General features: G+C 63.5%; 20 protein-coding genes and 1 pseudogene. 16 read left to right on the top strand and 5 right to left on the bottom strand.

What is annotated here, in order from left to right; all coding sequences use genetic code 11:
* Positions 1 to 768 precede the first annotated feature (768 nt).
* On the bottom strand, positions 769 to 1,242 hold the full coding sequence (locus tag IHQ72_RS15990; RefSeq protein ID WP_029351781.1) for an Lrp/AsnC family transcriptional regulator: 474 nt from the start codon (positions 1,240 to 1,242) through the stop codon (positions 769 to 771).
* A 160-nt stretch (positions 1,243 to 1,402) separates the two neighbouring features.
* Between IHQ72_RS15990 and IHQ72_RS15995 the strand changes: the two genes are divergently transcribed.
* A complete protein-coding gene (locus tag IHQ72_RS15995; protein WP_258123306.1) occupies positions 1,403 to 2,155 on the top strand; it encodes a tryptophan 2,3-dioxygenase family protein in 753 nt (250 codons plus the stop codon).
* 337 nt (positions 2,156 to 2,492) lie between these two features.
* Entirely contained in the window at positions 2,493 to 2,927 is a 435-nt protein-coding gene (locus tag IHQ72_RS16000) for a DoxX family protein (RefSeq protein WP_258123307.1), read from the top strand.
* Positions 2,928 to 2,974: 47 nt separating this feature from the next.
* On the opposite strand, the gene IHQ72_RS16005 is transcribed toward IHQ72_RS16000, so the two are convergent.
* Positions 2,975 to 3,280 (bottom strand): hypothetical protein, encoded by a 306-nt coding sequence (locus IHQ72_RS16005; protein ID WP_258123308.1) that lies wholly within the window; start codon positions 3,278 to 3,280, stop codon positions 2,975 to 2,977.
* Positions 3,281 to 3,428: 148 nt separating this feature from the next.
* On the opposite strand from IHQ72_RS16005, the gene IHQ72_RS16010 reads away from it, so the two are divergent.
* From IHQ72_RS16010 to IHQ72_RS16035, 6 genes and pseudogenes are all read left to right on the top strand, one after another.
* Positions 3,429 to 3,638, top strand: coding sequence for a hypothetical protein (locus IHQ72_RS16010; protein WP_258123309.1), 210 nt, complete (start codon positions 3,429 to 3,431; stop codon positions 3,636 to 3,638).
* A gap of 140 nt (positions 3,639 to 3,778) precedes the next feature.
* Entirely contained in the window at positions 3,779 to 4,177 is a 399-nt protein-coding gene (locus IHQ72_RS16015) for a hypothetical protein (RefSeq protein WP_258123310.1), read from the top strand.
* Between the two features lie 3 nt (positions 4,178 to 4,180).
* Complete coding sequence (locus tag IHQ72_RS16020; RefSeq protein ID WP_258123311.1) at positions 4,181 to 4,588, top strand: hypothetical protein; 408 nt, start codon at positions 4,181 to 4,183, stop codon at positions 4,586 to 4,588.
* Positions 4,548 to 5,186 (top strand): annotated as a pseudogene (locus IHQ72_RS16025) (terminase large subunit domain-containing protein); the annotation flags it as partial. The gene IHQ72_RS16020 and the pseudogene IHQ72_RS16025, both read left to right, overlap by 41 nt.
* 318 nt (positions 5,187 to 5,504) lie before the next feature.
* Positions 5,505 to 6,260, top strand: a complete 756-nt coding sequence (locus IHQ72_RS16030; protein WP_374120364.1) for a phage terminase large subunit family protein — start codon at positions 5,505 to 5,507, stop codon at positions 6,258 to 6,260.
* 31 nt (positions 6,261 to 6,291) lie between these two features.
* Positions 6,292 to 6,861: a hypothetical protein gene (locus tag IHQ72_RS16035; RefSeq protein ID WP_258123313.1), complete on the top strand. Its 570-nt coding sequence runs from the start codon at positions 6,292 to 6,294 to the stop codon at positions 6,859 to 6,861.
* Positions 6,862 to 7,301: 440 nt separating this feature from the next.
* Here IHQ72_RS16035 and IHQ72_RS16040 read toward each other — a convergent pair whose 3' ends face one another.
* Entirely contained in the window at positions 7,302 to 7,919 is a 618-nt protein-coding gene (locus IHQ72_RS16040) for a methyltransferase domain-containing protein (protein ID WP_258123314.1), read from the bottom strand.
* 125 nt (positions 7,920 to 8,044) lie between these two features.
* On the opposite strand from IHQ72_RS16040, the gene IHQ72_RS16045 reads away from it, so the two are divergent.
* Together IHQ72_RS16045 and IHQ72_RS16050 are read left to right on the top strand one after the other, a co-directional pair.
* Complete coding sequence (locus IHQ72_RS16045; protein WP_258123315.1) at positions 8,045 to 9,778, top strand: portal protein; 1,734 nt, start codon at positions 8,045 to 8,047, stop codon at positions 9,776 to 9,778.
* Positions 9,775 to 10,098, top strand: a complete 324-nt coding sequence (locus IHQ72_RS16050) for a Bbp19 family protein (RefSeq protein ID WP_258123316.1) — start codon at positions 9,775 to 9,777, stop codon at positions 10,096 to 10,098. Before IHQ72_RS16045 ends, IHQ72_RS16050 begins: the two co-directional genes overlap by 4 nt.
* 147 nt (positions 10,099 to 10,245) lie before the next feature.
* Here the strand turns inward: IHQ72_RS16050 and IHQ72_RS16055 are convergent, their stop codons facing one another.
* Together IHQ72_RS16055 and IHQ72_RS16060 are read right to left on the bottom strand one after the other, a co-directional pair.
* Positions 10,246 to 10,611 (bottom strand): endonuclease domain-containing protein, encoded by a 366-nt coding sequence (locus tag IHQ72_RS16055; protein WP_258123317.1) that lies wholly within the window; start codon positions 10,609 to 10,611, stop codon positions 10,246 to 10,248.
* Between the two features lie 259 nt (positions 10,612 to 10,870).
* Positions 10,871 to 11,185 (bottom strand): YMGG-like glycine zipper-containing protein, encoded by a 315-nt coding sequence (locus tag IHQ72_RS16060; RefSeq protein ID WP_095490674.1) that lies wholly within the window; start codon positions 11,183 to 11,185, stop codon positions 10,871 to 10,873.
* 323 nt (positions 11,186 to 11,508) lie between these two features.
* Between IHQ72_RS16060 and IHQ72_RS16065 the strand changes: the two genes are divergently transcribed.
* The 6 genes from IHQ72_RS16065 to IHQ72_RS16090 all read left to right on the top strand — a co-directional run bounded on the left by IHQ72_RS16065 (position 11,509) and on the right by IHQ72_RS16090 (position 18,030).
* The gene (locus tag IHQ72_RS16065; RefSeq protein WP_258123318.1) at positions 11,509 to 12,417 is read left to right on the top strand and encodes a hypothetical protein; all 909 of its coding nucleotides are present in this window, start codon (positions 11,509 to 11,511) and stop codon (positions 12,415 to 12,417) included.
* Positions 12,418 to 12,593: 176 nt separating this feature from the next.
* Positions 12,594 to 13,583, top strand: a complete 990-nt coding sequence (locus tag IHQ72_RS16070) for a hypothetical protein (RefSeq protein ID WP_029351750.1) — start codon at positions 12,594 to 12,596, stop codon at positions 13,581 to 13,583.
* Between the two features lie 212 nt (positions 13,584 to 13,795).
* The gene (locus IHQ72_RS16075; RefSeq protein WP_258123319.1) at positions 13,796 to 14,041 is read left to right on the top strand and encodes a hypothetical protein; all 246 of its coding nucleotides are present in this window, start codon (positions 13,796 to 13,798) and stop codon (positions 14,039 to 14,041) included.
* A 379-nt stretch (positions 14,042 to 14,420) separates the two neighbouring features.
* Positions 14,421 to 15,014 carry a phage connector family protein gene (locus IHQ72_RS16080; protein WP_258123320.1) on the top strand — a complete coding sequence of 198 codons (594 nt, stop codon included), beginning with the start codon at positions 14,421 to 14,423 and terminating at the stop codon, positions 15,012 to 15,014.
* A 364-nt stretch (positions 15,015 to 15,378) separates the two neighbouring features.
* The gene (locus IHQ72_RS16085; protein ID WP_258123321.1) at positions 15,379 to 17,460 is read left to right on the top strand and encodes a phage tail protein; all 2,082 of its coding nucleotides are present in this window, start codon (positions 15,379 to 15,381) and stop codon (positions 17,458 to 17,460) included.
* Positions 17,461 to 17,583: 123 nt separating this feature from the next.
* Entirely contained in the window at positions 17,584 to 18,030 is a 447-nt protein-coding gene (locus IHQ72_RS16090) for a hypothetical protein (protein ID WP_258123322.1), read from the top strand.
* The last annotated feature ends 1 nt before the right edge of the window (position 18,031 follow it).

Below are 18,031 nucleotides of genomic sequence, written 5' to 3' on the forward strand. Positions count from 1 at the left end.
AGCCCCAGCCCATCCAGGAGGGCTCTGCCGCCGAGGAGAGAACTTACGAACGCGGTTGCAAAGACCAGATTGCCCGCTCGCGTATCGAGGCTCTCCACCACGTTCTGCTGATGCAGAAGACCTCGCACCGCCTCGGCATAAACAAAGGCCAGGCGGGGGTCGGATGCCGCGGCGGGAGTGGTTTTCTCCCACCGATGAAGAGTGCTCGGCCATGAGGTGTCGTTCCACGTTCCGATATGAACCACGATATGAACAATGGCAGCTGCCTGACTACCGCCTGTCAAGACCCCGGCCTTGACGCCTGAACACACTGCCCCAGATTACGCGGCGGAGTTTCAGATATGCGATACGACTTGCAGGGGCGCAAATTCCTGGAACGGCATTTCGGCATTGTTATTGCAATTGGCCTGGTTGCAGGGCTGTCGGCCCTGGCCGCGCTTGGCTACACGCCTTAAACCCCGGATTTAGCACCCAAATCCCTAATGTAAGCGAAAAGTAACGGTGCCACGCAACCAGACCGGCGCCACGTGCATTTCAATGCATGACGATGTTTCGCCCCGATAGCCCTGCAAAATGCTGCGCTTATTGCGGCGGGCGCGACCATGACTACGAGAACTGCCCGAAGTGGAAAGCTGACGTCGAACAGCAGAAGGACCAGCGCGTCGGTCCGGCCCCAAGCCCGGCATGACGGATCGACAAGCCCGACAAAAACGCAGCCTGAACCATCCCGCTGATCGGCTCCAACAAACACCAGCCGCTGCCGACCCGTTATCGCTTCTGCTGCGTATGACCAACGGCATTGGCGAAAGAAATGTCACCCTTGATCTCGCGCATGGCCATCGACGTGATCGTCCGGCGCACGCCGGGCAGGCGGCTGAGCTCGACGCGCAGCATCCTGTCCAGCGCCATCATGTCGACCGTCACGATCTGCAGGAGATAGTCGGCCTCGCCTGTCGTGGCGTGGCAGCGCCGGATCAGCGGGTGCGCCTGGACTGCGGCCTCGAAGGCTTCGGAAAGCTCGAAATCGATCGACACCTGGATGAAGGCTTCGATGCCGAAGCCGAGTTTTGCCGGGTCGATCCGTGTCGAGTAGCCGCGGATGATGCCGGCGTCCTCCAGCGCCTTGACCCGCTTCCAGCACGGCGTCTTGCTTAAGCCGACCTCGTCGGCGAGCACCGCGAAGGAGGTACGCGCGTCGCGTTCCAGCGCTGCGACGATCTTCCGGTCGAGAGCATCCAGCATCGAACGTTCTCCAGGACGGCGCCATAAATGGAATTTCGTCCTTCAATTCTCGCTATTTGAATAACAGAAGGGAACAATATTCAAGCCAAAACCGCTTATTCTCCAGGCTCGGACCGAACAGATGCCCTGAACCGACGGGCCGGGCAAAGGAGCAGCTGCCATGCACAAGCCGGATTATTATGCCCGCATCGAAGCGCCCGAGATGCGCGACTACGGCGTCTACCTCCAATGCGACAAGCTTCTCGCCTGCCAGAAGCCGCTGGCCGAGATGGTGAATGCCGACGAGCTGCAGTTCCAGATCGTGCATCAGGTCGAAGAGCTGTGGATGAAGCTCATCACCTACACGCTGGTCGATGTCGTCGACTTCCTCGAACAGCAGAACACGCATCGCGTCGTCACGCTGATGGGGCGCGTGCATCGGCTGATGCGCATGATGACGGTGCAGCTCGACCTGCTCGAAACCATGTCGCCCAAGGAATACCAGGAGATTCGGCTGGAGCTCGGCAATGGCAGCGGCCAGGAATCGCCAGGCTTCAAGCTCTTGCTGCGCATGCCGCCGGACCTGTGGCGCGCCTTCCAGGCGTCCTATCTCGATGGTCGCGGGCTCTCGGTCGAGGATGTCTACGATATCAGGTATGATCACGGCGACAGCTATGTCGTCGCCGAGGCGCTGATCGAATTCGACGAGCTGTTCCAGAAATTCCGCGCCAATCATCTCTACCTCATCCACCGTTCGATCGGGCTGGGCTCGAAATCGCTGAAAGGCCGGCCGGTCGAACTGCTGCAGGCCGGCGCCCTTCATCGCTTCTTCCCGGAGCTGTGGGACATACGCTGCGACATGACCGACCGCTGGGGCAGTCAGTATGGGACGGTGCGGGATCCGATCAGCCACCCGGAGGCGAAGGTAGGATAAGGCATAGACGCCGCGATCCCTTCTCCCCTTGTGAGAGAAGGTGGATCGGCGCGCAGGACCGAGCCGGATGAGGGGTGTTGGACGGAATGCGGCATGCCAAGCTGGAGCAGCCCTCATCCGACCGAGCGGAGCCTGTCCTCGGGCTTGCCGGAGGCAAAACCCGTGGGCTCGGCCACCTTCTCCCACAAGGGGAGAAGGGGAGGCGCCGCGCGAACCTCGAGGACTCTAGTCCTGGAAGCTCGCGCCCTTTGAGTCAAAGCTATTTGAATCCTGATGTCGGGTTTGCGGCTCGTGTATCGTCCTTGGGGCGAAACCCGTCGCAACCCCGGAGGACATCATGTCGTTGGAATCCGCTCAATCACCCGTTCAAACGCCGTGGCAAACCGCGGCAATCCTCATTGGCCGCCTGATCTTCGCGGCCGTCTTCCTGATGGCGGTGACCTTCAAGTTCATCGACATGGGCGCCACCGCGGGCTACATCGCCGCCGCCGGATTTCCGTTCCCGCTGTTTCTGGCCTGGTGCGCGGCCCTGCTCGAGGTCGTCCTCGTGCTGTGCTTCCTGACCGGCGCTTTTTTCGCACCGGCCGCGCTTGTCGCCGCCGCCTATGTGCTGTTCCTCGCCTTTGCCTTCCACGGCCCGTCGCACTGGGCCGGCAATCAGGCCGAGTTCGGCTTCTTCGTCGATCACTTCACCTTCGTTGCCGGGCTGCTGTTTGCCGCCGTGCATGGGCCGGGCCGCGTGCTGACGCTGAAGCTTGGGTCTGCAAGCTGATCCAGATCCTTCGGTCGGCTCGCCGCCTTTGATGCGGGGAGGCGATGTCACATCTGGTCGTTGTAGGGTTCCTTCATCTGGCCGACCATGCGCGCCAGTTTCGAGAACGACGGCATGTCCGCCTCCGGCTGGCACTGATTGGCCAGTTCCAGCAGCCGGATCGGGAAGTTGACGGCATCGCGGCTCGACGCCGACATGCCTTCGGATCGCTCCTCGCTGGTCTCGCTGGCTTCGGCCTTGCGCAAGGCGATGTCTATATCCTCGACCGACAGCACGCCCTTGCGAACAAGGACCTGATTGATCGATGCGACGGCCATCAGCAGGCCCTCGAGTTGCAGATTGGCGACATTCATGGCTTTGCTCCCATTGACAAAATTGCAAACGCGCGAACGCCGGTTCCGATCCGGACAGCTGCAGCATATCGCGGCGGGCGGCCGAATTTTAGGCCGGCCCACGAGATTTCGCTTGCTTTGTGACGGCAGCTATGCTAGGAATATAGTCATGGTGCTGATTTGCGCCAACGACCCGCCCGCCGAGGCGGGGTTTTTGTTTTTTGCCTTCTCGAAGGTTTATGCCTGTGTTGCCGATATCAAATGTCGGCGGGACAGCACCCCCCTTTGTCCTGCCGGACATCTCCCCCTCAAGGGGGGAGATTGGCTGTTGCATCGTTTCGCCAATCGCCTGCCTTTGCAGGAAGAACGCGGCGAGTGAAGCTGCTGATCTCCCCCCTTGAGGGGGAGATGTCCGGCAGGACAGAGGGGGGCGCGAAGGATCGCGACGCGTGTGATCGTCACTTTCGCCAACACATTTCTTGAAGCGTGCCATAGCGCGCACTGCTCACCAGAGACCCCATGTCCAAGCGTTACGCAACCATCATCACCGACGATGACGGCCGCGAGGTCGTCAGTGCCATCGGCGAATTCGAAGGCGCGCCCGATGCCCGCCACGGCCGGGTCGAGCCGGTCGCCGCCGGTGTGCGGATCGGCATGGTCCGGGGCGTCGACGCGGCCGGCGGCTTTGGGTTTCCGCAAGCGGGCGTCAGCGCCGGTGCGGTGAGCATCGCCAGGGCGGCGCTCAAAGCCGCGTCAGGCGCCGGCAAGTCCGGCAGCGCGGCTGGGGCAAAGGGCGATGCGGCAAACCGGCCGCGGAAGCCAACGCGTGCAAAGCCCGGCAAGCGGGCGCGCAAGAAACCTACGCGCCCGGCCAAGAAAACAGCGAAGCCGGCGATGTCCGCCGGGATGATGGGGTAGGGCATGGCCGAGGATTCTTTCGACGACGAACCGCCTGATGTGACGGAACGGCCCTCCGGCCGGCCGAGGCGGGCGAAGAAAACGCTGGCCGATGGTTTTCTGGAAGCCATCCGCGCCGATTTCCGGGCGCATGGCGCCGGCGTCATCGCCGAGGTCCGTACCGAAAAGCCCGACCAGTATCTGAAGATCGTGCTGTCGGTGCTGCCCAAGGATTTGCACGTCAACATCAACAGTCTGGATGTATTGAGCGATGACGAAATCAGGCAGCGCATCCGCGGCCTCGAAGCCGTCCTCCGGCCATTCCTCGGGAAACCGGGCCTCGGGAAACCGGGTCCCACCAAGCCGGGGCTCGACGGCGAAGACCGAGTATCTGAGCCTGCTCAGGGAATTGGACCGCAGGCGCCGCACTAACCAGCTTGCCGCCTACCGGCCCTATCTCAGGCAGGCCGAGTTCCATGCGGCGGGCGCGACCAACCGCGAGCGGCTGTTCATGGCCGGCAACCAGCTCGGCAAGACAAGAGCCGGCGGTGCTGAATGGGCGATGCATCTCACCGGCCGCTATCCTGAGTGGTGGCAAGGCAAGGTTTTCGACACGTCCGTGCGGCTATGGGCGGCCGGCGTCACCGCCGAGGGCACGCGCGATAACCCGCAGCGCATCCTGATCGGCCCGCCGCAGCAGCCGGCGGCGTGGGGCACCGGCATGATCCCGGCCGGCGCCATTCTCAGCACCATCATGGGGCGCGGCGCGCCGCATGGGCTGGACAGCGTCGTGGTGCGCCATGGCGGCGGTGGCGATGTCCAGGCCGATGAATCGGTGCTGTCGTTCAAGAGTTACGAGAAGGGCCGCGAGAAATGGCAGGGCGAGACGCTGCACGGCGTCTGGTTCGACGAAGAGCCGCCGCTCGACATCTATTCCGAAGGCCTGACCCGTACTAACGCGACAGGCGGCATCACCATCGTCACCTTCACGCCGCTGCTCGGCATGTCGGAGGTGGTGCTGTTGTTTTTGTCGGCGGAGGAGGTGGAGGGAATGGGGAGGTGGTGAGGTGGGATGGAGCTTTCCCTCACCTGTCGCGTTCCTTCGCGCCCCCCTCTGTCCTGCCGGACATCTCCCCCACTTGGGGGGAGATCGGATGCCACCCCGGCTTTCGCCAATCTCCAACGGTTGTAGGCAAGCGGGACGCGGAAGCTGCCAATCTCCCCCCTCGTGGGGGAGATGTCCGGCAGGACAGAGGGGGGCGCTGTCCCGCCATCCAAAAAGTCCTTGGCCGAACAACACCATACGCCCTGCCTCTGCCAAAACGATTCAAGCCGCGAGGGCGCTCCAATGACCCGCCACGTCACCTTGATGACCATCGACGATGCCGAGCATTATACGCCGCAGCAGCGAGCCGCGATCATATCAGCCTATCCCGCGCATGAGCGCGAGGCGCGGGCCAAGGGCATTCCGGTGCTCGGCTCCGGCCGCATCTTTCCGGTGGCGGAAGAATTGATCGCCTGCGAGCCGTTCCGGCTGCCGCGCTACTGGCCGCGGCTCGGCGCGCTGGATTTCGGCTGGGACCATCCGTCTGCAGCGGTCGAACTCGCCTGGGATACCGAGACCGATGTCGTCTACGTCGCCAAAGCCTGCCGCGCGTCGCAGCAAACGCCGGCCATGCAGGCGCTGACCTTGAAACCGTGGGGCGAATGGCTGCCCTGGGCATGGCCGCGCGACGGCCGCCGCGAGACGCTGGAAGGTGCGGGCGTGGCACTTGCCCGGCAATATGCGGCGCATGGGCTGAACATGCTCGCCGGCCATGCGCAGTTCGCCGACGGTTCGGTGTCGGTCGAGGCCGGGCTGATGGAGATGCTCGACCGCATGCAGAGCGGCCGCTTCAAGGTGTTTTCGACGCTTTTGCCCTGGTTCGAGGAGTTCCGTCTCTATCACCGTAGGGACGGCCAGGTGGTGAAGCTGCGCGACGATCTGATGGCGGCGACACGCTATGGCGTGATGATGCTGAGGGAAGCGGTGGTCGACCCGGCGGAGTTCAAGGCGGTGCGGCCAAAGGCGGGGCAGAGCGATCCGCTGAGGGCGTTTCGGTGACTCGAAGGCAACCACATACCATGGTCGCCTCATGACCGTCCGCATCGTCCCCGCCACATTGCGCGACCTTTCCTACATCGCCGCCAATCTACGGCCAGAAGACCGGGCCGAGATCGACTGCCAGTTCGACGAATGGTCGCCGGCGCTGCTGGCGCTGACGGCGCTGCAGGGGTTTGCCTATGTCGCCGAGCTGGACGGCAATCCGGAAACCGGCTTTGGCGCCGCCGAACAGCGCGGCGGCTTATGGGTCGCCTGGAGTTGGGGCACGCACCGCATGAGGCGCTGCGTGCCTGGGATCACGGCGTTCTTTCACGCCGTGCTCGGGCCTGACGTGGCCGCGCGTGGCGCCTGGCGGGTCGAGGCGCGGGCGCTCGCCGCCAATGAATTGGCGCTGCGCTGGCTCGCCCGGCTGGGCGCCACGCAACGCTGCCGCCTGCCGGGCTATGGCAGGAACGGCGAAGATTTTTTGCTCTACGACTGGACAAGAGAAAGCTGGAACCATGTGCCTTTTTCAAAAGCCGCCGGCGCTGAAGCCGCTGCCACCGACACCGACCATTGCCGACAAGGACGTGCAGGCGCGAGAAGCCGCACTCAGGGCTGAGCTCGAACAGCGCCAGGGCACCGCCGGCACAGTCAAGACTGACCTGTCGCCGAGCGAACTCACCGGCCAGCGCCGCGTGCTGCTGGGGGTATGACGTGGCGACAAGGGCAGCGCCAAGTAGACCCCCCTCTGTCCTGCCGGACATCTCCCCCTCAAGGGGGGAGATCGGCAGCTTCAGCCCCCACGCCCTTATTTTACAACGTTGGAAATTGGCGAAAGCCGAGGCGAAATCCAATCTCCCCCCTTGTGGGGGAGATGCCAAGTGGTGGCAAAGAGGGCAGGGCAGAGGGGGGCGTGAAGGAACGCCGCACTTGGTGATTTTCGACCGAAAATGGCGAGCGGCTCAACCGTGATTTGGCGGATAGGCCGGCGGGACAGCGCCCTCCTCTGGCCTGCCGGCCATCTCCCCCACAAGGGGGGAGATTGGCAGCTTCGGCCGCTCACCCCGGCTTGCGTGCGAACGCCCACACCATCAGCGGGTATTCCTCGTCGTTGCTGAGGTCGCGCCATAGGCCGTAGGCGCGGACGGGGCCGCCGATATGGGCTTTTGCGCAGGCTTTGTTGCCCCAGCTGAACACCTGGATTTCCGCCTGGGGGAAGCCGCCTTCGACCAGCACCTGCTTGAGGCCGGCGGCGGTCCAGCGGTTGTAGTCGTGCGGCCTGGCATGCACCCTGAACAGGAACGGTGTCGCCACCATCGCCCAGCCGCCCGGCCGGGTCATGGCATGGATATTCTGTACCGCGGCGAGCGGGCGCTGCACATGTTCCAGCACCTGGTCGGCGATGACGACGGAATATTGCCGGTCGGTGCGGTCCTTGCAGATGTCGAAGTCGGGGAAATCGACCGACGTATAGTTGGAGCACATCGTCTTCCAGTGGCGGTTCCAGCCGGGCGAGATCTCGATCACGTCAGAGGATTTGCGGCCGTCCGCCTCAAGAAACGCGGTGAACGCCTCGATCTGCCTGATGCGCAGCCAATTGCGGGAATCGTAGCCGAGCAGCTGCTTTGCAACTTGCTTGCTTCGCCTCTTCAGGGCGCCGGGTAGGCTTTCCGTCATTGTCAAATCGATCTCCTTAAATCCCCGCCGCGCCCCCTTGAACATCGCAAAAGCGAACAAAATTCGACCTGGCCTTGGCAATATCTGGGCTTCGAACAGGCTGATACCACCGAAGAAAGAATGCCATGACGAGCGATTCCCGCGCCCACGATATCCTGTCGCGACAGGCGGAACTCGAGACAGAGCGCAGCCAGTATGAGGTTGTCTGGGAGGCGGTGTCCGAATTCTGCGACCCCGACGCGCCCGACGTCTGGAGCGGGCGCCGGCAATCCGGCGCGGCTACGCAGGCCGAGCGGCAGGAGCGGCGCGGCGCCCGCGTCTACGCCAACACCATCAACTCGGCTGCAAACCGGCTGGCCGCCGGGCTGGAAAGCCTGATCATCCCGCAGTCGGAAAAATGGCACGGGCTGTCGACCGCCGCCATGAATGACGAGGAGACCGACGAGGAGAAGGAGTGGGCGGAGGCGCTTCGCGATTTCCTGTTTGCGCTGCGCTATTCCGCCAATTCGAATTTCGTGCCGGCGACGCAGGCCTGCCTGCGCAACGTCGTGCGCTACGGCCCGGCCTATCTCTACGCCGAGGAGGGCTTTGGCGGCACGCTGATCCGCTATGCCTCGATCCCGGTGGTCGAGGGCTATCTCTGCCGCAACCGCTGGGGTCAGGTCGACATTTTCCACCGCCGCTACGAGCGCACGGCGCGCCAGTCGGCGCAGCTGCTCGGCTATGAGAAACTGCCGGCGCGGATCAAAATGCTGGTCGACGACCCGGCAAAATGCGAGACCAAAATTTCGCTGATCCAGTGCATCCAGCCGCGCGACGAGCGCAAGATGTACCGGTTGGGCGGATCCTATCAGTATCTCGACACGGCCTTCGCTTCCTATCACGTCATCGAGGACGAGGAGGTCATCGTCAGGGAGAGCGGTTTCCGCTCCTTCCCGGTGTCGTGCTTCAACTGGCGCCGCTATGAGGGCGACCCCTATGGCATCTCGCCGACCATCGAGGCGTTGACCACCGTGCGCGAGGAAAACGCCGTGCGCCGCTCGGGCCTCAGGGCGCTGCAGCAGATCACCGATCCGGCGACCGCGTCGAAGGCACGGCTCGACTATGTGCCGGTGCTCAATCCCGGCGAGAACTATCCGGGCCTGATCGACGACAATGGCCGGCCGCTGATTGCGCCGATCGTCACCGGGCAGAACCCGACCTATGCATTCGACTACGCGGAAAGCCGGGCCGAGGAGATCCGCGACATGATGTTCGTAAACCTGTTCCAGACGCTGGTGCAGAACCCGCAAATGACGGCCACGGAAGCGCTGATCCGGCAGGAGGAGAAGGGCGCGCTGCTCGGGCCCTCCGGCTCGATCATCCAGGCCGGCTTTGCCGCGAATCTCGACCGCGAGCTCGGTATCCTCGAGGACAAAGGATTATATGAGGAAGACAGCCGGTTCCTGCCGCCGGCGAGCCTTGCGGGCAAGGCGGTGCGGCCGACCTTCACCGGGCCGCTCGACGTGCTGCGCCGCTCGGCCGAGGCGCGCGACACCATCCAGGTCGTCACCACGGCCATGCAGATGGCGCAGTTCGACCCCGGCGTCATGGACAATATCGACGGCGACGAGGCGCTAAAGATCGTGCAGAGCGCCGGCCGCAGCCCGCAACGCATTTTTCGCCGCCACGACGAGGTGGCTGATATTCGCGATGCCAGAGCCAAAGCTCAAGCTGCACAGGCCGGCATGGCGGCGATCGCCACCGCCGGCAAGGTGGCCGGGGATGCTGTGCCCGCCGCCGTGCAGGCGCGTGACAGCGGCCTGCTCGACGGTCTCAGCGGGCTGATGCCGCAGGGCGGCGAGGGCGGCGGCGCATGAGCGGCAAACGCTTCGCCCATTCGAGCCAGGCCGGCGGCCCGGCCAAGGCGCAGGACGCGCTGACCAAGGCCTATCTCAGGGTGTTCTCAGGCCAGGACGGCGAGATGGTGCTGGCCGACCTGACGGCGGCGACCGGCTATTACCGCCGCCCGTCCTATGGCGAGTGGCTGGCCAAGACGAAGACGCCGAACGGCTTCGAACTGCACAGCGCACTGAGCAATGCGCGCGCCGAAGTGGTGCAGCACATCATGGGGTTCCTGACGCTGGACGGTGAGCGGCTGGCGGCGCTGGAGCAGGCGGCGCGGCTGGAGGGGAGGTAGGGGTGGTTCGCCGAAAGATCGGCTGTCAGCGTTGCTTCCGCCAATCACGATGCTCCTAAGAGAAGCGGTGCCGGCGAAGCTGACAATCTCCCCCCTTGTGGGGGAGATGTCCGGCAGGACAGAGGGGGGCGCTGTCCCGCCGGCGTATCAAGTCGCAACTGCGAGCCCTGCCTCGATCACAATGTGCTGGCAGACATTGTCGATGTCGCGAATGACGTCGTCGTTCCAGAAGCGCAGGATGGTCCAGCCGTCTTGTTCAAGACGCTTTGTTCTTGCCTCATCGCCTGCATTGGCGTCGGCATGCTGCGAACCATCGACTTCGATGACGAGCTTCTTGTCCGGGCAAGCGAAGTCAACAATGTAACCGGCAATCGGAAATTGTCGGCGGAAGCCAAGCCCCATCAGCCGATGCGCGCGAAGCTCGTTCCAAAGCTTCAGCTCAGCACCGGTCATCGCCTTCCGCATCGATTTGGCATTTGCGCGATTTCGCGGAGGCAATGGCGTGTGAGGCATTTGGTCAATGCTCGGTCGCTATTGAGGTTGGCGCTCTACGGCGCCCCCCTCTGTCCTGCCGGACATCTCCCCCACTTGGGGGGAGATCGGCCGTCGCCGCTGATTTCGCAAATCGCCGACAAGAAAGGAGCCGGTGCTGGTGTTCGCCGGAACACCCCTCATCCGGCCGCGGAGCCTGTCCTCGGGCTTGCCGGAGGCAAGACCCGTGGGCGGCCACCTTCTCCCACAAGGGGAGAAGGGAAGACCGTCGCACTATCGCTCAATAATCGCCGCGGTAGTAGCGGTCGTCGCAAGGTGCGGTGTAGATGCGGCCGTAGCGATCCTGATAGCGGCAAAGCTGTTCGCCGCGCCGCTGCGGCGTGGTCGCGCTGCCCACGACCGCCCCCAGCAGGGCGCCGCTGGCTGCACCGATAACCGTGCTCTTGGTGTCGCGGCCCAGGGCCTGACCGACGAGAGCACCGCCAGCGCCGCCGACCAGGGCCCCCGTGGTGGCTCTTTGCTGCCCTTCGGTCTGTGCACATCCTGCCAGCGCGGCAGTCACAAGCAGGGCGGCAATGGCTTTGTACATGGTCATCGTCTGATACTCCGTTGAAGCCTATGAACTAATACACTGGCTGGTTTTGCCAAGTGTTTGCCAAGTGCGGACGCATTGCGGCGGAACAGCGGCAACCACTTGTCACGAAATGAGACATGGTTTCTTTCGTCTTGACGGCGAGTGCCTCCGACTCGGAAAGATCATAGTCAAACAAGACCATAGAGTCAGGCTCTGTCGAAATGAATCAGGCTCCGGCGGTAACGATTCGACCCGCCCAGCCGATCCCTCACATCCAAAAGCAAGAAGCCCGGCTGAATCGGCCAGTGCCTTTCCATTTCCAAACAACAAAAGGAATATTTCTCATGACAAATCTGGCAGACGCCGGGTCCGTGGTGGCTTTGCCACCGGCGGGCAACCTTGCACGGCCACCGGCCGCCGGGGACAATGGGTCCGCCCCGCCGGCTGCAGAAAGTTGGTTTGACGGTCTTTCCGAAGGCAACCGCAAGCTCGCTGAAACCAAGGGCTGGACCAAGCCTGAAAGCCTCGATCAGGTTTTCACATCCTATGCGGAGCTGGAACGGCAGCAGGGCGAAAGCCTGCGCATTCCCGCGGCGGACGCACCTGCGGAAGACTGGGACAGGTTCCATGCCCGGTTGCCTGAGGCGATGCGTCCGCTGACATCGCCTGACAAGGTCGAGTACAGGCGCCCCGACGGGCTTCCCGAAGACTTCGCCTATTCGGACGAGCTCGCCAATGCGTCCAAGGCCTGGGCGGTCGAGGCCGGCGCCACGCCGAAGGTGGCGCAGGCCTATCACGACCGCTTCGTCGGCTACATGGCCGAGCAGGCCCAGGTGCAGCAGATTGCCCTTGCCCGTTCGGTCGAGGCCACTCACGACGACCTGGTCAGGGAGTGGGGACCGACCGACAGCGACGGCTTTCGCCAGAGACTGGAGGTCGCCAACCGGGCGATGAAGAAGCTCGGCCTGGTCGATGCCTACAAGGCGAAGGGCATCCTCCTGCCTGACGGGGCCTTGACCGATCCGCAGATCGCCAAGGCGTTTCACGCCGTCGGCGAGGCGATGTTCAGGGAAGACACGATCGACGGCGGTGCGGCTTTGAGCGGAGGCAATCCCTTCAAGCGCAACGCCGCCGGCGAACGCAACCTGACCGATATCTCAGCCCTCGTCAAAAGCGATCCCGCCCGCGCCCGGCGGCTGGCACGCGAGGCCGGCGAAAACCCCGATCTGTGGATGCCTAACAACCCCCTCTAAAGCTGTGTCGATATTCAGGTGATGCCGGCCTGCAAACGACGGCTTTCTGCGCTTCCGGTGCTCACGGACCCAAATGTCCGCTCCGCTCCGGTTCTCGAAAGCCATCGTTTTCGGCTCGGCCTGACCTGAATCTCAACACACCTTCTCCGCCCATCAACCCCTGAAGGAAAGACAAAATGGCAGACGCCTATACCCGCATCGCGGACGCGATCGTTCCGTCCGTCTATGCACAATACTCGTTCGAGGAGCACGTCCAGTCGCTCGAGATCTACCAGGCCGGGATTCTGTTTTCCGACCCGGCCATCGCCTCGAAGCTCTCCATGGGCGGGCGTTCCGTCGACATGCCCGGCTGGAAGGATCTCGGCAACGACCCGTCCGAGCCGGTCAATGACGATCCGGCCGACTCGATCGAATTGAAGAAGATCGGCGCCCGCCGCGAGGTCGCCGCCCGAAATGTCCGCGCCCAGGCCTGGGGCATCCCGGACCTGACCTCGATCCTGGCCGGCGACGACCCGCAGAAACTCATTGTCCGCCGCCAGACCGACTACTGGCAGCGCGCCAACAAGCTGACGCTGCTCGGCATCCTGAAGGGCGTGGTGGCCGACAACCTCGCCAATGATGCCGGCGATCTGGTGCGCGTCACCGGCGCCTCCATCGTCGACACCGACATCATCGAGGCTGCCTATCTGATGGGCGACCGCGCCGACAAGTTCAAGACGATCTGGATGCACTCCAAGCAGATGAAGGCGCTGAAGCTCGCCGACCTCATCGACTATGTGCCGCCGTCTGAGCAGGGCGGGCCGCTGATCCCCTATTACATGGGGCTGCGGGCTGTCGTCGACGACGACATCCCGGTCGCAGCGGGCGTCTATACGGCGTTCATGTTCAAGGACAAGGCGATCCTGTGGAACGAGCTGCCGGTCAACACCGAAGGCGGGCCGCTGGAGTTCGACCGCAAGCCGCGCCAGGGCCATGGCGGCGGCGTCACCGAAATGGTCGGCCGCCGGCATTTTGTCCCGCATGTGCCCGGCACCCGCTTCCTCGACGCCTCCTCGGCCGGCGAATTCGCCACCGATGCCGAGCTGGCGCTGGCGGCGAACTGGGACCGCACGGCGTCGAGCGTCAAGAACATGACGTTCATTGCGCTGAAGACGACCGAAGCCTGATAGGACCGGAAGGGGCGGGGTAAAGAACTCCCGCCCTCTCTGGACGCTCGGTCGGCCAATGTGGCGAATCCCAAATTCACGCGCTGTGCTGCATTAAACTGATATGAGATTTGGATCTGGCCACATTGTTGTTGTTGCACGTTGATGAATCGCCGTCACCAAACGGTTACACAAGAGGACGATGCTGCCTTGTCTTGGCAGGGGAGGTAACCATGGATATGACATACAAGGCAGTTCAGGACGTGCTTCGAAAAGCGGGCGTTGTCATAAGCAAAAAGGGCGAACTTCACCGCATAAACTTCTTCAGCGGTCTGGAAAACACCGCCTACTACACGACAAGTCTTCAGGAAGCCCGGGATAGGGGTTTGGCGATGGCGAAAGGCGCCGGAAGGCTGCGAGCAAGCGCCTTTGCCAAGTCGGCCGACACAGGGCGGCGGACAAGCGCACGCGTCGGCTGACGCCGCAGGAATGCAACTCATCGCCGCGTTGCGCGGCGATTATAACGTGGGCGCACGCCACTAGTTTCCTGCGAATCGCGTTCCGTCGCGCCCCCCTCTGTCCTGCCCTCTTTGCCAAAGCTTGGCATCTCCCCCACGAGTGGGGAGATTGGCTGTCACCGCCGCTTTCGCCAACATTCAACATTGCAGGACTAAGCGGAGCGCTAAAACCGCCAATCTCCCCCCGTGTGGGGGAGATGTCCGGCAGGACAGAGGGGGGCGCGACGGAACGCGACCCCATCATCACTCACCCCCAAAAATCCTCAGCCGCTACGAAGCGGCTTTTTGCTGTGGGCCCATGCCCTGCTTTTTCCGATCCACACAGACGGAGCCCAAAACCATGGCCATCACCCCGCTCGACATCGCCAACATGGCCCTTGGCGTTCTCGACGAGGCGCCGATCGACAGCCTCGACCAGGACGTGAAAGCGGCGCGCGTGCTCAATCTGCATTTCGACCTGACCCGCGAGGCGGAGCTGACGAAACACGCCTGGGTGTTCGCAATCCTGGCGGCCGCAGTCGCCGGGTCCGATACCGGCAGCGGCGCGGGCACGCTGAACTTTGCCTATGAATTGCCCGTGGACTGCCTGCGGCCTTTGCCGCTGACCCATAATGGCGAGCCGGATGGCGTGCCGATCTCGTGGCGCCAGGAAGCCGGATTGATCTACTCGGACCAGTCCAGCCCACGCCTCATCCGCTACATCGCCAACCTCACCGATCCGAACGACTGGGACGCATTGTTCACGGAAGTGCTGGTTGCGGCCCTTGCCATCAAGATCGCGCATCCGCTGACCCACAAGGCGGGCATGATCGACATTGCCCGCGGTGCCTATGACCGGGCGCTCGACGCGGCGTTCCAGTCCAACGCCATCCAGCGTGGCGGCAGGTTTTCAACGACGTCCTGGGCGATCCAGCGCGGCGGGTTTGTGCGCTGATGACGACGCTCTATCCGGTCCAGGACACATTCGTTCGTGGCGAAATCTCGCCGCGCCTGCATGCGCGCGCCTCGCTCGACCTTTACCGCGCGGCGCTCTCCCGGTGCGAAAACTTTGTCACCTTGCCGCATGGCGGTATCCGCAAGCGCGGCGGGTCGTATTTCGTCGGCGAGGCCAAGTATTCGTCGAAGAAGACGCGCGGCATACCGTTCATCTTCTCGGCAGACCAGGCCTATATGCTGGAGTTCGGCGACCTCTACATCCGCGTCTATGCCTATGGCGCCCGCGTCGGCACGGTGGAAGTGGCGACACCCTATCTCGAAGCCGATCTGTTCGACCTGCAATTCGTCCATCCGCCGACCAGATGTGGATCACCCACGCGGACTACCCGCCGCAGGTTCTCACCCGCACGGCGCACACCACATGGACGCTGGCCGAGTTCGTCTTTCTCGACGGCCCCTATGACGACATCAACACAACCGCGACCAACATGGCGCCTGCCGAGACCGGCGCCGTCCATCCTGTTATGACCAACAATACCGCTCCAGGCGGCACTGTTGCGGACAGCAGCGGCGCGGCCAACGCCTACAAGGTGTTCGACCGGGACAATGGGTCAAACCTTTCGCTCGGCACGACCACCGGCTTCGTGTCTTATGACTTCGCCGGTACAGCGACCAAGGTCTGTGACGGCTACTGGCTTCGCGCGCAATCCATTGGCGGCACAAGGGCACCGGTCGCCTGGGACTTCCAGGGTTTTGACGGCACCAACTGGATCTCGCTTGACAGCCGGACAGCGGAAACCGTCTGGTCGCGCGGCGAGGTGCGCTTCTACGAATTTCAGAATGAGACGGCCTACCAGTCCTATCGGCTGAACATCACCGGCTCCGAGGACGACACCAATGTTACGATCGCGGAAATGGGATGGCATGAGGATGGCGATACACAGACGCCATTCGATCTCACGGCGTCCTCGATCGTCGGCATCAATGACGGCACCGGTTTCCAGGCATCAGATGTCGGCCGCGCCATTCGGCTGCTCGGCTCGGATGCCATCTGGCGCTGGGCGCGCATCACGAGCCGCACCAGCACGACTGTGGTCAAAGTCAGGCTGTATGGGCGTGCGCTTCCCAATCTCAGCCCGATTGCGCGCTGGCGTCTCGGCACTTTCGTTCCCGGAAAGTACGTCGAAAGCGGTTCGCTGTACGAGGAGCGGCTGGCCTTCAGCCGAAAATTCTCCGTCTACGCATCCGCAACCGGCGACTTCGACAATTTCGCGCTCGGCGAGGAAGATGACGACGCGCTGGAGTTCGTCCAGGCCGGCGGCGGCCAGGCCAACGATATCACATGGATTGCGGAATCCGATGGGGCTCTGCTGATCGGAACGCTTGGCGGCGTCCGCGCGCTGTCGGGTTCGGGCATCGACGAGGCGTTGACGCCGTCGTCCTTCAAAAACCGTCGGTCCCGCACGTTCGGCTGCGCCAAGGTCCGTCCGGTGGATGCCGGTCAGTCGTTCCTTTACGTGACGCGCTCCCGCAAATCGATCGCCGAACTGACCCAGAGCGCCACCGGCCGCTTCACGTCGGATGATGTCGGACAGATTTCCGAGCATATTCCGAAGAAGGGCGTCGTCGAACTGGCGTTCCAGACCGATCCCGATCCGCTGCTGTGGTTCCCGCTGGATAACGGAGAATTCGGCGGCTACACGCACCAGCCTTCCCAGGAAGTCCGCGGCATGCACCGGCATCGCATCGCCGGAACTTTCTCCGGTTCTGACTGGGGCATCGTTGAAAGCGCCGTGGTCACGCCGGGGCAGGATGGCAATGATGATCTTTGGCTGTTCGTCAAGCGCACCATCGGCGGTACGACCAGGCGCACTATCGAAATCAAGACCGTTCCGTTCGAATATGGCGAGATCGCCGACGCGTTCGAAGTCGATTGCGGCCTGACCTACACCGGCGCGGCCGTGGGGGTGGTCACAGGCCTGGGTCATCTCGAAGGCGAAACCGTCGACGCTCTGGCGGATGGTAAGGTCTACAAGGGCCTTGTCGTGGCTGCCGGAGCGGTTTCCTTGCCCGGTGGGGCAACGGCGGCCAAATGGCAGGTCGGGCTACCCTATGAGGCCGGCGCCGACACGCTGGAGCTCGATGTCGGCGGCAAGGACGGGTCGACCGTCGGGCGTCGAAAGAAAGTCGCCAAGGTCATCCTTTCCCTGTTGGAAGCCGATACGACCGGGCTGGAAATCACGTCGTTGATGCGCGGTCGGTGGGAGCCGGTTCGTATCCCCTCGATCGTCTCGCCCGACGGCATGGCCAATCTGTTCACCGGCAATGTCGAGGTGCCGATCGACGACAGCTGGGAAGGGCAGGGGCGGGTGAGAATTCGCCACACCAACCCGACGCCGTGCACCATCCGGGCGTTCACGCCGGTGTTTGATGCCGAGCCGTAGGCCCTCAACACCAACGTAGCGTTCCCGCCCACCCCCCTCTGTCCTGCCGGACATGTCCGGCAGGACAGAGGGGGTGCTGTCCCTCCGGCCTTGGCTAATTCTGCCTCCAAAAAGGACCCTCCCGTGACCCCAATCCCCCATGAAAAGCGCCGCGCCGCCGCCGCGCAAAGTGAAGCCTGCGTCGACATCGCAGCACTTGCCGACGAGATCAGGGCAAACGCCGCTTCCCTCGACGAGCGCTGGCGCATGGCCCAGTGGCTGATAGAACAGCTGCGCCAGCAATTGTTCGACGCCGATGCCTTGCGCCGTGCCGTCGCCACCGCCAACAGCCAGTTCGACGCCGCCGGCGTTGCCGACCTGAAAATCAACCTGACCGCCATCCGGCGCGCCGCCATAGCTGGGCGGCGAGCGGCAGCACCCGCTCGTCTCAGCGCGGCAGCGATCCAGGCCGACAGACTGCTTCTGTCCCTCCTCAGCCCCGGCGGCGCGCTCGACCCGCGCCCGGCGCTCGGCGCGCCGGTCGGAGGCATCGCGGGCAGATTTTCGCTTCGTGGCCGAGGCCGCGGCTGAC

Source organism: Mesorhizobium onobrychidis (assembly GCF_024707545.1).
GTDB classification, from domain to species: domain Bacteria; phylum Pseudomonadota; class Alphaproteobacteria; order Rhizobiales; family Rhizobiaceae; genus Mesorhizobium; species Mesorhizobium onobrychidis.